This is a genomic window from Bradyrhizobium nivariense (assembly GCF_029846695.2).
In the GTDB taxonomy this organism is placed as follows: domain Bacteria; phylum Pseudomonadota; class Alphaproteobacteria; order Rhizobiales; family Xanthobacteraceae; genus Bradyrhizobium.
In genome coordinates, this window is record NZ_JARWCR020000038.1 from 31086 (window position 1) to 44450 (window position 13365).

Genomic DNA, 13365 nt, shown 5'->3' on the forward strand with positions numbered 1-13365 from the left:
CGGCCAGCTATAGCACGCGATGGGGCTTTTTTGGGCCATTTGCCCTTGCTCCCGGCCGCCTTTTCGGGGAGATTGCGGCCCTCGAAGCCTAGGGACCCCTGAGCTCATGAACGCGCCTTCCTCGTCTTCCCGTCGGATCGTCTGGCCCAGCGTCATCACTGTCATCAGCGCCGCCATCCTGATCGGCGCGGAAGTGTTCGGCGCGGCGTTTGCCGGCGGCTGGGCGCTCGCGATCCTGTTCGGGCTCGGCGACCAAGGCGCACACATCCTTCAGGCCGCGCTGTTCGCGCTCGGCGTACTCGTGATGACCGCCTTCATCCGCGGAGCTCAGCGCGTCGAGCCCTTCACCAAGCGCGGCTGACGCTTCCTCGCGTCCGACAGACACGCGCGCGCAGAAAACTTAACGTGCGTTCATCTTCCGCGTCGCTCGCGCAACACTGCGCAAGCAGATATTAGGCAATTCTGTTCTCAGCCTAAAAAATCTCTTGCGAACCAGAGTCAAAACACTTATGTGCGGATTGCCCAATTTCGCACGTGCCTGTGGTCGTGTGTCAGTCGGTAGGTATCCGGACAAGAGGCCGGACAGCCGCCAAGGGGTGAAGAAGCCGAGGGGCTCTTCGGAAGTGCGGAAGTCGGAAGGCTCAACAAGCCAGAAGACGAAAGCAAACCCGGAGCGTCCAGCATCTCTCTCAAAGAGATGCCTTGTCGAAGGTGACTTCACTTTTTGCAACCGTGACTGGCAGCCGGAGGCGAACCGGCGCACCCCGCTCTCAACGGGGGACGCGACTTAAAGCAACGACGGATCGGGCTTTTTTGGTCTCTACCGGCAGTCCAACGCCGGCGCGGGCTACTGAAAAGGCTTGTCCTTCATTGCCAGGTGTGCGGGCGGGAACATTCCCAACCAATCCACGGCAGCACAGTCTGATGTGAGTCTTTGGCTCGTCGCGCCTCCATCGCGCGATCTGGCCGGAGCGCTCTTATCCGACGTCATTTTTTGAACGGATCCCCGTCGCTGGGCCGTTTGGGAGAGTGCTATGACCGATCGTATCCAGGAATTCCTGCGCAACCGCCGCAGCGAGGGCCTCGACACCGAGCCGTGCCTCGTCGTCGACCTCGAAGTCGTGCGCGACAATTACCAGACCTTCGCCAAGGCGCTGCCCGACAGCCGCGTGTTCTATGCGGTCAAGGCGAACCCGGCGCCGGAAGTGCTGGCGCTGCTCGCCTCCATGGGCTCCTGCTTCGACACCGCGACGGTCGCCGAGATCGAGATGGCGCTGGCCGCCGGTGCGACGCCCGACCGCATCTCCTTCGGCAACACGATCAAGAAGGAGCGCGACATCGCGCGCGCCTTCGCGCTCGGCATTCGGCTGTTCGCGGTTGATTGTGCCGCCGAGGTCGAGAAGGTCGCCCGTGCCGCTCCCGGCGCAAAAGTGTTCTGCCGCATCCTCTATGACTGCGCCGGTGCCGAATGGCCGCTGTCGCGCAAGTTCGGCTGCGACCCGGAGATGGCCGTCGACGTGCTCGACGTCGCCAAGCGTCTGGGCCTGGAGCCGTGCGGCATCTCCTTCCATGTCGGTTCGCAGCAACGCAAGGTGAAGGCGTGGGACCGTGCGCTGGCGATGGCCTCGCAGGTGTTCCGCGACTGCGCCGAGCGCGGCATCAACCTGACCATGGTCAACATGGGCGGCGGTTTCCCGACCAAGTACCTGAAGGACGTGCCGCCGGTCGTCACCTACGGCCGCTCGATTTTCCGCGCGCTGCGCAAGCACTTCGGCAACCAGATTCCGGAGACCATCATCGAGCCGGGCCGCGGCATGGTGGGCAACGCCGGCATCATCGAATCCGAGGTCGTGCTCATCTCGAAGAAGAGCGACGAGGACGAGGTCCGCTGGGTCTATCTCGACATCGGCAAGTTCGGCGGTCTCGCCGAGACCATGGACGAGTCGATCCGCTACGCCATCCGCACCCCGCATGACGGCGCGGACATGACGCCGTGCGTGCTTGCAGGCCCGACCTGCGACAGCGCCGACGTGCTGTACGAGAAGAACCCGTATCCGCTTCCGGTGACGCTCGAGATCGGCGACAAGCTGCTGATCGAAGGCACCGGGGCCTATACGTCGACCTACTCGGCGGTGGCGTTCAACGGCATCCCGCCGCTGAAGACCTACCACATTTGATTTGCCACATCTGATCGCCTCTGTTTCTGAGGCCTGACGAACCCGGGAGCCGGCTTGCCGGCTCCTTCCCTCACATTTCGATTTCTGACGACGCCTTGGAACGGCGTGCTTCTCGCACGCCGCTTCAAGCGGGGACTGACGCGCCATGACTGCTCTTCGGAAGACACAGATTGACCTCTCCTCGAAAGCCGCTCCGTTCGCGATCCGTGCGGAGCGTGCTGCCGACGTTGCGATGCGTGAAGCGCTGCTGGATGCCAGCTTTGGCGAGAACCGCCATGGCCGCACCTGCCAGCGCCTGCGCGACGGACGCGCACCTGCTGCCGGCCTCGCGCTGGCTGCCGTGCGTGAGGGAAAACTCGTGGGAACCGTGCGGCTGTGGCACGTCAGCGCCGGAGGCAGGCCCGCTCTGGTCCTCGGACCGCTGGCGGTCGACCCTGCCTGCCGCGAGCTCGGGATCGGCGCCGCGCTGATGCAACAAGCGCTGGCTGCCGCCCGGGCGCGCGGGCATGCCGCCGTGATCCTGCTCGGCGATGCGCCCTATTACGCCCGCTTCGGCTTCTCACCGGCCAAGACCGGCGAGCTGTCGCTGCCCGGCCCGTTCGAGCGCGACCGCCTGCTGGCCATCGAATTCACCGATGGCGCGCTCGACGGCGCCGAAGGGATGATCGTCCCGACCGGGGCGGCTCTTTCCAAACGGAGGGTAGTTCGCCCCCTCCAAGCGCGCGCGGCCTAAGCGACTGCCATGATGGCGACGACCGAAGCTGCATTCGGCGCCAAAGCTCGGCTGCGCCTGCACTAGACGCTGTCCTTTGGGGTTGCGCGAACTCCAGAAACGCCCTTTAACCCCACGAAATTCTCCCTTCAGTCGAGGCTGAACCGATGTCGCGCCGCCTGATTTCCACCGGCTCCCCGTTCGAGAAGACCGCCGGCTACAGCCGCGCCGTGATCGACGGCGAGTTCGCCTTCGTCGCGGGAACCACCGGCTATGACTACACCACGATGACGATGCCGGCCGATGTCACGAGCCAGTCACGCAACTGCTTCAAGACCATCGAAGCTGCCCTGAAGGAGGGCGGCTTCGAGATGGCCGATATCGTCCGCGTGACCTATTACCTCACCGACATCAAGGACGCAGACGCACACTTCGCCGTCTGCGGCGAAGTCCTCGGCGACATCCGGCCGGCCGCAACGCTTCTCGCCGTCTCGGCACTCTACAAGCCCGAGATGAAGGTCGAGATCGAAGTCACCGCCAAGCGCCGCAGCGCCTGATCCTCCCCTCACCCTTTGTCTGCCAGTACTTTCCGGAGAAACCATCCCATGAGCCCCGCCTCGCAGATCTACGCGAAGATCACCGGTCCAATCGTCATGGTCGGCTTCGGCTCCATCGGCAAAGGCACGCTGCCGATGATCGAGCGGCATCTCGATTACGACAAGTCGCGCATCACCGTGATCGATCCCAAGGACGAGGGCCGCAAGGCACATTGCGAGAAGCACAATGTCAGATTCATCCAGCAGGGCGTGACCAAGGACAATTATCGCGACCTGCTCACACCGCTGCTCACTGAAGGCGGCGGCCAGGGTTTTTGCGTCAATCTCTCGGTCGACACCGGCTCCACCGACATCATGGAGCTCTGCAACGAACTTGGCGCTCTTTATATCGACACCGTCAACGAGCCCTGGCTCGGCTTCTATTTCGATTCGTCGAAGGGCCCGGAAGCGCGCTCCAATTATGCTCTTCGCGAAGCGACGCTGGCCGCCAAGAAGGCGCGCCCGGCGGGCTCGACGACGGCCGTCTCCTGCTGCGGCGCCAATCCCGGCATGGTCTCTTTTTTCGTCAAGCAGGCGCTGCTCAACGTCGCCGCTGATCTGAAGCTCAATGCCCCCAAGCCGAAGACCAAAGCCGAATGGGCGGATTTGATGCGGCAGGCCGGCATCAAGGGCATCCACATCGCCGAACGCGACACCCAGCGCTCCAGGTCGCCGAAAGAGCCCGATGTCTTCGTCAACACCTGGTCGGTGGAAGGTTTCCTGTCGGAAGGCGTGCAGCCGTCCGAACTCGGCTGGGGCACCCATGAAAAATGGATGCCCGAGAATGCGCGGACCCACGAAGCCGGCTGCGGCGCCGCCATCTATCTGATGCAGCCCGGCGCCAATACGCGCGTGCGCACCTGGTGCCCGACCCGCGGCGCGCAGTATGGCTTCCTCGTCACCCACAACGAGTCGATCTCGATCTCCGATTACTTCACGGTGCGTGACGGATCGGGCACGGCGCTCTATCGGCCGACCTGCCACTATGCCTATCATCCGGCTGACGATGCCGTGCTGTCGCTGCACGAGATGTTCGGCCGCGCAGCGAAGATGCAGGAAAAGCACCACATCCTCGACGAGAACGAAATCGTCGACGGCATCGACGAACTCGGCGTGCTGCTGTTCGGCCATGACAACAATGCCTATTGGTACGGATCGCAGCTCTCGATCGAAGAGACCCGCAAACTCGCGCCCTATCAGAATGCCACCGGCCTGCAGGTAACCTCCGCCGTGCTCGGCGGCATGGTGTGGGCGCTGGAAAACCCGAACGAAGGCATCGTCGAAGCCGACGAGATGGATTTCGATCGTCTGCTGGAAATCCAGCTGCCGTATCTCGGCCCGGTAAAGGGTTTCTACACCGACTGGACGCCGCTGACGGATCGTCCGGGACTGTTTCCGGAAGATATCGATACCAGCGATCCTTGGCAGTTCCGAAATATCCTGGTGCGGTGAGGGGCACAGTCATTCCGGGGCGACGCGCCTCATCCCACACACCGCCGTCATGCCCCGCGACCCGGCTACGCCAAGGCTTCGCCGAGGTTGAGGTCCAGGGGCGCCGAAGCTTTAGCGTAGGTGGCAGGCGGGGCATCCAGTACGCCGCGGCGGTCGTGATTGAACTGAGGCGCTGGTGGATACTGGATCGTCCGCCTTCGCGGACGATGACACCGAGGGTGCGGCCACGAGAGTGGGCCTACCTCACTATTTCTCTCTAAGCGGCGGCGCGACCTTCTCGGCCGGGGCCGGCGGCAGAGCGGGCTTGGCCGCGCCCGCGGCGCCTTGCGTCTGCGGGTCAGGCCGCGCGGGCTCCGGGGCCGGCGTGGTCGGCCGGTCGCCGCCGGGCTTGGCTTCCGCGGGTGTATTGCTCTGATCGTTGGACGGCGTGCCCTGGAGCGGCTGCGTCGCCTGCGCCGTCTGCTGCATCCGACTCTCGGCACGAATCTGTGCCAGCGAGACGACCGATACCACGACCCCCGCTGCGAATAGCGAGCACGCGATCATCAGGTCGAGCCTCAGTCTGCGCTTGTCATTACCGGTCATCTCGATCACCGCATTTATCCACGGGATCAACGAATTCGGCGCACCGCGGTTCCCGTGGCCAGCAAGGCGGGAACTCCGCCTTCGCACCCTAAAACGCCGCGCTCAGTCCGTGGTGCTGACTTCCCATGTCGCGTGGCGCACGCCGGGCAGGTGCTGGAGATCGGTCGCCACCGTGTTCAGCTCGTTAGGGTCGACCGCCGTCGCGACCAGCTTTGCGACGATCTCGATCAAATCGTCCCCGGTTTCGACCACGTCGATATCGGCCACCGGATATTTCGCGGCTTCTAACTTTTCAACGAGCCGGTCGCGCATGTCGGGCACGGCGTCCGGTGCGACCGCGAGCTTGAAGTAGTAGGTCGCCTCCGAGGTTTTCTCATTCAGCGGGATGCGGTTGATGGCATTGACCAGTGGGCGCAGCAGCGTATTGCCGGCGATGACGAACACGGTCAGCGCAGCCGCCTGCGCGATCATGTCGGCGCCCGCGCAGGAGCCGACCGCGGCCGAGGCCCACAGCGTCGCCGCGGTGTTGAGCCCGCGCACGTCCATGCCCTGCTTCATGATAACGCCGGCGCCGAGGAAGCCGATGCCCGAAACGACGTAGGAGATCACCCGCACCGCGCCGTCGGCGCCGGTCAGGTGCATGGCAAGGTCGACGAAGGCGGCGGCGCCGACGGCGACCAGCACATTGGTGCGCAGGCCCGCGGTGCGCTGGCGATACTGCCGCTCGGCGCCGATCAGCGTGCCCAGCACGAAGGCCGTGAACAGGCTGACCAGCGTGTCCGCGAAGTCAGCAAGCTGGAAGGTCGTCAGAAACCGCATGGCCCCATCTACGGTCAGAACGATGACAGATTAAAGCTCGAGCAGGCCGCCGTCCCCATTTTCGTCGGCGAACGCCAGCAGCGTGCCCTTGGCGTTCCAGGCGAGCGCGGCCACCGGCGGGGTGCCATTGCGGCGGACCAGGATCTCGGCGCCGTCCTCCAGACGCACCATCAGCACCGTGCCGTCGCTGTATCCGGCGGCGAAGATGTCGTTCTTGGGATGGCAGGCGACCACCGACACCCGCGCTTGCAGCGGCGCGAGCATCGCGGGCTCCTTGCCCATCGGGCCGTCCTTGCTCGCGAACGGCCACAGGATCACGGTATCGGCGCCCGAGGTCGCCAGCGCCTTGCCGCCCGCGCTCCAGGACATCGAGCGGACGCGGGCGGGATAACCGGTCATGCGCATGTGCCGGCTATCAGCGAGCCGCCAGCCGTGCAGCGCCGCCTCGTGCATGGTCGTGACCAGGAACTTGTTGTCGGGGCTAAAGGTGACGCCGAGATGCGAGCCGGCCCAGGGCAGGAACTCGGCCGATCCCGCCATGTTGGGAAACCACAGCGTGGCGCCGTTGTAATGGGCGATCGCGAGCCGCAAGCCCTTCGGCGCAAACGCAAGCCCGCCGACGGTCGAGGGCACCTCGATCGACTTCTCCTCGGTCTTGCCGCTCTTGACGAAGGCGAACTTCCCGGCCGACCAGGCGTAGGCGCCGTCCGGATGCAGCGCCACCGCGTCGATCCAGCGCCGCTTCGGGTCGGTCGCAAGCAGCGTCACCTCCCCCTTGGCATCGAGCGACACGACCTTGCCGTCGTCGCCGCCCATGACGAGACGCCTGCCGTCGGAGGCGGTCGAGAGAATGCCGCCGCTGTGCACGGCGACCGTGCTGATCTCGCCCTGACCATCCACGAACGCGACGTTCTCCTCGCCGCCGACGAAGGCGGCACGGTCGCCAAGGAAATGCACGGAAGTCACGCCCATCCCGAGCGCGAGCGGTTTGACGCGCTCGGTGACGGAGACGATCGAGGCGGAATCGGGGGCCGGCGTAAACTCTTTCATCACGAGACGATGCAGCTCTCAAAACCCTGGCGAATGAGATCTTCCGGCAATTCGCGGCCGATGAAGACGAGGCGGCTCTCGCGCGGCTCGCCGTCGTTCCATTTCCGCTGGTGATTACCCTCCAGCATCATGTGGACGCCCTGGAAGACATAGCGGTCGTCATCGTCGTGGAAGGCGAGGATGCCTTTGGAGCGCAGGATCTTGCCGCCCTCGACCTGCACCAGGTTCTGGAGCCAGGGCATGAACATGTTCGGATCAAGCGGCTTGTCGGTCTTGAGCGACAGCGACTGCATGTCCTCGTCGTGATAGTGCTTCAGGCCATGGCCGTGATCATGGTGCTGATGATCGTCGTGGCCGTGATGATCATGGTCGTGGTCATGAGCTTCGGCATTCAGAAAGTCCGGCTCGATGTCGAGGATGCGGTCGAGGTCGAAGGCGCCGCGGTCGAGTACGTCGGCCAAAGCCACCGAGCAGCGCTCGGTGCGGTGCAGCTTCGCATAGGGGTTGATGGCGCGGATGCGGGCCTCGACCTCGGCAAGCTCTCCCTTGGTGACGAGATCGGTCTTGTTCAGCACGATGACGTCGGCGAATGCGATCTGGTTCTTGGCCTCGGGCGCGTCCTTGAGACGGTCGGACAGCCATTTGGCATCCGCAACCGTCACGACCGCATCGAGGCGCGCGTTCTTTTGCACGTCCTCGTCGACGAAGAAGGTCTGGGCGACCGGTGCCGGATCGGCAAGACCGGTGGTCTCGACGATGATGGCGTCGAACTTGCCCTTGCGCTTCATCAGACCGTCCATGATGCGCACGAGGTCGCCGCGCACGGTGCAGCAGATGCAACCGTTGTTCATCTCGAACACTTCCTCATCGGCGCCGATGATGAGGTCGTTGTCGATGCCGATCTCGCCGAATTCGTTGACGATGACCGCGTATTTCTTGCCGTGGTTTTCCGACAGGATGCGATTCAAAAGCGTGGTCTTGCCGGCGCCGAGATAGCCGGTCAGGACGGTCACGGGAATTTTCTGGGCGGTCGCTTCAGACATAACAACTCCGGACTTCGGGCTTTTCGCGCGACGCGAGGCGGGGTGGCCCCTGCCCTAGTGGTCAAGCGCGCTGGTCAGGGCCTTTATATTGTGCCTGACCATATCAATGTAAGTGGGTGCAGGGCCCTTTTCGCCGGTCAAACCGTCCGAAATCAGGGTCCCGCCGACTTTTGAACCGGTCTCCGCCGCGATCCGCCGGATCAGCCGGTCGTCGCTGATATTTTCCAGGAACACGGCCGGGATTTTTTGGGCCTTGATCTGGCCGATGATGGTGGCGATGTCCCGCGCGCTGGGCTCGGTTTCCGTGGAGACGCCGAGGGGCGCGATGAACTGGACGCCGTATTCGGCGGCGAAATAGCCGAAGGCGTCATGGGTCGAAATCACCTTGCGCCGGCCCAGTGGGATTTTGGCCACGGCCTCGCGGACCTCACGGTCGAGCGCTTCGAGCTTTTCCAGATAGGCCTTTGCCTGGGCGCGGAAGAACTCCGCGTCATCGGGGTCGGCCGCGGCCAGCGCATCGGCGATGCCGGTGACGTAGATTTTGGCATTGGGGACGGACTGCCAGCCATGCGGGTCGGCGGCCGAGCCGAGCTTGAGCGGCGCGATGCCGGCGCTCGCAGTCACCACCTGCGCCTTGGCTCCGGAGGATTGCACGAGGCGCGGCAGCCAGCCCTCGAGGCCGAGCCCGTTGACGATGACCAGTTTCGCGTCCGCGACCCGCTTCGCATCGCTTGGCGCCGGCGTGTAGACGTGGACGTCGCTGTCGGCGCCGACCAGCGTCGTCAGATTGATCCGGTCGTCGCCGACGTTGCGGACGAAATCGCCGAGGATCGAGAAGCTCGCGACGACGTTGAGCCGCTCCGCGGCGTGCAGCGGCGAGGTGATCAGCAGCAAGGCAAAGAGCAGACGGAAGCGCATCGCTGTCACGCTTCCAGATGCCGGCCGGGAAACATTTGCCTGACAACACCGCCGACGCGGCCGAACAGGACGGAGACGATGTAGAGCGCGCTCGCCACCAGAATGATCGCAGGACCCGACGGCACGCGGGTCTGAAACGATAGCACGAGGCCCGCATAGCCGGAGACGGTGGCAGCGACGACGGCGATGCAGATCATGACCGTGAGATCGCGCGACCAGAACCGGGCGATGCCGGCCGGCAGGATCATCAGGCCGACCGCCAGCAGAGTACCGAGCGCCTGAAAGCCGTTGACGAGGTTGATGACGACGAGCGCGAGGAAAGCGAGATGCGCGGGTCCCCCGGCGCGGCTCACGGTGCGAAGGAAGAGGGGATCTACACTTTCGATCACCAGCGGCCGGTAGATCACGGCGAGCACGAGCAGCGTCACCGTGGCGTTGAAAGCCACCACCAGCAGCGTCTGGTCGTCCATTGCGAGGATATTGCCGAACAGCACGTGCAGCAGGTCGATATTGGTGCCCTTGATCGAGACGATGGTCACGCCCAGCGCCAGCGATGCCAGATAGAAGGTCGCGAGCGAGGCATCCTCTTTCAGCCCGGTCGAGCGCGCGACGAGGCCTGAGAGGATCGCGACCGCAAAGCCCGCGAACAAGCCTCCGGCGGTCATCGCGAACAAATTAAGGCCGGAGAGCAGAAAGCCGACAGCGGCGCCGGGGAGGATCGCATGCGCCATGGCGTCGCCGACCAGGCTCATCCGCCGCAGCATCAGGAACACGCCGATCGGCGCGCCCGCGAGCGACAGCGCGATCACGGCGGCGAGCGCGCGTCGCATGAACTCGAATTCGGTGAACGGGCCGATCAGCGCGTCATAGATCATCGGATATCAAGCCGCCCGCGAGCGGGCATCATCGGCCGCGCAGGCGGCCGCGCTGTCGTCGAAGGCCTCGCACATCCGCATCGCGACCATCAGATTTTCCGGCGTCAGCACCTCCGCCGTCGGCCCCCACGCCACGGGGCCGCGCGCCAGCACCAGCGTCTCGCTGAAATGGTTACGCACCATCTCCATGTCGTGCAGCGCGGCGAGCACGGTGCGGCCTTCGCCGTGCCAGTGCTTGACCAGCGCCAGCAGATCGATCGTGGTCTTGCTGTCGATGGCGTTGAAGGGCTCGTCGAGCACGATCAGGCTCGCATCCTGGAGCAGCACGCGCGCGAACAACACACGCTGCATCTGGCCGCCCGAGAGTGTACCGATCGGGCGATTCTCGAAACCGTTGAGGCCAACGGAAGCGATCGCGCGGAGTATCTTTTCGCGCGCCGCCTTGCCGATGCCGCCGAACAGGCCGGTCCCACGCCACAGCCCGGTGGCGACGAAGTCTAGCACCGAGATCGGGAAGCTGCGGTCGATCTCCGCACTCTGCGGCAGATAGGCGATATCGCGGGAGTCGAGCCCGCCGAGATGGATGCTGCCGTCGAGCGGCCTGAGGATGCCGACGATGCCGCGCAGCAGCGTCGACTTGCCGGCGCCGTTCGGGCCGATCACGGCCAGCAGCGCGCCCGGCGGGACCTCACCATTGAGGTGGTGCACGGCCGGATGCCGGTCATAGCCGAGCGTGACATTGTGGAAATGCAGTTCCGCCATGGTCACCTCATCGCCAGCCACACGACGCCCCACAGCACCGCGCAGACGGCAGCCGCGGCCGCGAGACGGCTGGCCATGGTCATGCGCAGGATCGACCAGTGCGCCGCCTGGGCCGGATGTGGCACCGCTGCATCATGGACGTGGGCGTGCGTATGGTCGTGCCCATGGGAATGGGCATGGTCATGGGCATGGTCATGGGCATGGGAGTGGTCGTGATCATGGGTGTGGAACGCGGCGGGAACCATGCCGGAAACGTTATATTATAACATTCCCCCTGTCCACGCCGGGCTCAGGGTTTGCCGATCACCATCGCGATGGCGGCGGCGACGAACGGGAATGGCACCGAGACCGCACAGCGGAACCAGACGAAACGAGCCGGCATGAACGGGATTTCCCACAAGATCACCCGCTGGAAGGCAAACAGCGCCCAGGCGACGACATAGGCAACCACCTGGGGCACACCGCCGCCCGATTTCAGCGCCACCGTACCGATGGAGAAGCCGATCACGGGACCACCGGGCGTGGCGGCACCGGCAACCACGGCGGTCGCCACCCCAAGCCAACCGCTGTCGGGACCGAGCCAGCCGCTGATCACCTCCTGCGGGATGATGGCGGCGATGTAGCCGGAGCCGATCACCCCTAACGCAATCCGCGGCACGATGTTGATGAAGTCCATCGAGCCTTCGCGCAGCGAGGCCTTGAACACCGAAGGTCCGCGGCGGAAGGCGATCAAGCCAACGCCGAAGACCGAGCCCCACAACAGGATGTCGATCAGAAGCGCGGCGCTCAATTCTCGTCGTCCTTCAAGGCTGGCTTCGGATAGAGCCGGACATAGACAAAACGGCCGAGCGCGCCCGCGAGCACCGGCAACGGCAGCGAGATGACGATGCGCCACAGCGTGAAGTCGGTGCCCATGATCGGGATTTCCCAGGCCACCGCCCGGCCATAGCCGATCAGGGTCCAGCTCACGACCATGGCGATGGTGGCACCGAAATCGGCGCCGACCGCCAGCAGCGCGCTCGCCACCGGATAGGCGGTAAAGGGACCGCCGGGCAGGATCGCGCCGAAGGCGGTGCCGATCAAAAGGCCCTTCAGTCCGGATTTCGGCCCGAGCGAGCGCGAGACTTTTTCGTGCGGGAGGATCTCGGAGATGAACGCGCCGAGCAGGCAGCCGGCCAGCACGCGCGGCAGGATGCCGCCGAACAGCGAGAGATCGTGGGTGAGGATCTCCAGCACACCCTCGGTGCCGTCGCGTCGCCAGACCAGCGCCGCGCTGACCGCAACCAGCACCGCGATGACCACCGTGGACCAGCCGATCGGCTTGCGCACGCGCCCCGGCCGCGGCTCGGACTCGGCGTCCGCGGCAGGCGCGGGATTTTGCGAGGAAGGTTCTGACAATGGGCTGGGCTGGCTCGAAAGGATGCCCGTCCTGATTAAGGGCGCCGCCCGGGTGATGCAAACGGAACGATCACAGGCCGGTGCGCGTACTGCGCAGGGCTGGTTCGGTGAATTCCGCACAGCAAAAAGGCGGCCGCGTATGCGACCGCCTTGCTTGTTTCTCTCACTCAGGAGCGACTCGAAGAGCCGGACCCGTCATGACGGGTTGATGGCTTACGCCTTGTCGAACAGGGACTCGACGTATTCCCAGTTCACCAGGTTCTCGACGAACGCCTTCAGATAGTCGGGACGGCGATTGCGATAGTCGATGTAGTAGGAGTGCTCCCAGACGTCGCAGCCGAGGATCGGGGTGGCGCCGTGCACCAGCGGATTCTCGCCGTTCGGGGTCTTGGAGATCTCGAGCTTGCCGTTCTTGACCTGGAGCCAACACCAGCCGGAGCCGAACTGGCCGACGCCAGCCGCCTGGAAGTCCGTCTTGAACTTCTCGAAGCCGCCGAGGTCCTCGTTGATCTTCTTCTCGATCTTGCCCGGCAGCTTGGTGCCGCCGCCATTGGGCTTCATCCAGCTCCAGAAGTGGATGTGGTTATAGTGCTGGCCGGCATTGTTGAACACCGCGGGGTTCTTGCCGAACGAGCCCTTGACGATCTCCTCAAGGGACTTGCCTTCCCATTCGGTGCCCTTGAGCGCGTTGTTGCCGTTGGTGACATAGGCCTGATGATGCTTGTCGTGGTGGAATTCGAGCGTTTCCTTCGACATGAATTGCCCGAGGGCGTCATAGGCGTAAGGGAGTGGGGGCAGCGTAAAGGTCATGGGTGTTGTCCGCGACTGATGGAGGAACGAGACTTAACGGTCATCCCTTATAGAAGGTTCCGTCGCCGTTAAATACCGCGAATTTGCCAAAACGGGTGATGCGGACGCTTGGTCCGATTGCATAAAATCGACGCGAGGATGTGGGGCGTTTCGACCGGGCCGTAAAAT

General features: G+C 64.4%; 16 protein-coding genes. 5 read left to right on the top strand and 11 right to left on the bottom strand.

The window, feature by feature from the left end:
• The first annotated feature begins 106 nt into the window (after positions 1-106).
• The 5 genes from QCM77_RS26990 to QCM77_RS27010 all read left to right on the top strand — a co-directional run bounded on the left by QCM77_RS26990 (position 107) and on the right by QCM77_RS27010 (position 4937).
• Entirely contained in the window at positions 107-361 is a 255-nt protein-coding gene (locus tag QCM77_RS26990; protein WP_279661624.1) for a hypothetical protein, read from the top strand.
• 673 nt (positions 362-1034) lie between these two features.
• Positions 1035-2177 (top strand): type III PLP-dependent enzyme, encoded by a 1143-nt coding sequence (locus QCM77_RS26995; RefSeq protein ID WP_018453321.1) that lies wholly within the window; start codon positions 1035-1037, stop codon positions 2175-2177.
• 145 nt (positions 2178-2322) lie between these two features.
• The gene (locus tag QCM77_RS27000) at positions 2323-2910 is read left to right on the top strand and encodes a GNAT family N-acetyltransferase (protein ID WP_279685623.1); all 588 of its coding nucleotides are present in this window, start codon (positions 2323-2325) and stop codon (positions 2908-2910) included.
• Positions 2911-3056: 146 nt separating this feature from the next.
• The gene (locus QCM77_RS27005) at positions 3057-3446 is read left to right on the top strand and encodes a RidA family protein (RefSeq protein WP_128939939.1); all 390 of its coding nucleotides are present in this window, start codon (positions 3057-3059) and stop codon (positions 3444-3446) included.
• 48 nt (positions 3447-3494) lie between these two features.
• Entirely contained in the window at positions 3495-4937 is a 1443-nt protein-coding gene (locus QCM77_RS27010; protein ID WP_279685625.1) for a homospermidine synthase, read from the top strand.
• Between the two features lie 246 nt (positions 4938-5183).
• Here QCM77_RS27010 and QCM77_RS27015 read toward each other — a convergent pair whose 3' ends face one another.
• The 11 genes from QCM77_RS27015 to QCM77_RS27065 all read right to left on the bottom strand — a co-directional run bounded on the left by QCM77_RS27015 (position 5184) and on the right by QCM77_RS27065 (position 13197).
• The gene (locus QCM77_RS27015) at positions 5184-5522 is read right to left on the bottom strand and encodes a hypothetical protein (protein ID WP_279685670.1); all 339 of its coding nucleotides are present in this window, start codon (positions 5520-5522) and stop codon (positions 5184-5186) included.
• A gap of 102 nt (positions 5523-5624) precedes the next feature.
• Entirely contained in the window at positions 5625-6341 is a 717-nt protein-coding gene (locus QCM77_RS27020) for an MgtC/SapB family protein (RefSeq protein WP_279661611.1), read from the bottom strand.
• A 30-nt stretch (positions 6342-6371) separates the two neighbouring features.
• Positions 6372-7391, bottom strand: a complete 1020-nt coding sequence (locus QCM77_RS27025) for a WD40 repeat domain-containing protein (RefSeq protein WP_279685671.1) — start codon at positions 7389-7391, stop codon at positions 6372-6374.
• Positions 7391-8434 carry a CobW family GTP-binding protein gene (locus QCM77_RS27030; protein ID WP_279685626.1) on the bottom strand — a complete coding sequence of 348 codons (1044 nt, stop codon included), beginning with the start codon at positions 8432-8434 and terminating at the stop codon, positions 7391-7393. Before QCM77_RS27030 ends, QCM77_RS27025 begins: the two co-directional genes overlap by 1 nt.
• A 54-nt stretch (positions 8435-8488) precedes the next feature.
• Entirely contained in the window at positions 8489-9352 is an 864-nt protein-coding gene (locus QCM77_RS27035; RefSeq protein ID WP_279685627.1) for a metal ABC transporter solute-binding protein, Zn/Mn family, read from the bottom strand.
• A gap of 5 nt (positions 9353-9357) precedes the next feature.
• Entirely contained in the window at positions 9358-10227 is an 870-nt protein-coding gene (locus tag QCM77_RS27040) for a metal ABC transporter permease (RefSeq protein ID WP_279685628.1), read from the bottom strand.
• A gap of 6 nt (positions 10228-10233) precedes the next feature.
• Complete coding sequence (locus QCM77_RS27045; RefSeq protein WP_279685629.1) at positions 10234-10989, bottom strand: metal ABC transporter ATP-binding protein; 756 nt, start codon at positions 10987-10989, stop codon at positions 10234-10236.
• A 2-nt stretch (positions 10990-10991) separates the two neighbouring features.
• The gene (locus QCM77_RS27050) at positions 10992-11234 is read right to left on the bottom strand and encodes a hypothetical protein (RefSeq protein ID WP_279685630.1); all 243 of its coding nucleotides are present in this window, start codon (positions 11232-11234) and stop codon (positions 10992-10994) included.
• A gap of 44 nt (positions 11235-11278) precedes the next feature.
• The gene (locus QCM77_RS27055) at positions 11279-11779 is read right to left on the bottom strand and encodes a hypothetical protein (RefSeq protein WP_279685632.1); all 501 of its coding nucleotides are present in this window, start codon (positions 11777-11779) and stop codon (positions 11279-11281) included.
• Positions 11776-12387 (bottom strand): permease, encoded by a 612-nt coding sequence (locus QCM77_RS27060; protein ID WP_279661604.1) that lies wholly within the window; start codon positions 12385-12387, stop codon positions 11776-11778. The genes QCM77_RS27055 and QCM77_RS27060 overlap by 4 nt, the downstream gene beginning before the upstream one ends.
• Positions 12388-12600: 213 nt before the next feature.
• Positions 12601-13197 (bottom strand): superoxide dismutase, encoded by a 597-nt coding sequence (locus QCM77_RS27065; RefSeq protein WP_007597204.1) that lies wholly within the window; start codon positions 13195-13197, stop codon positions 12601-12603.
• Positions 13198-13365 lie beyond the last annotated feature (168 nt).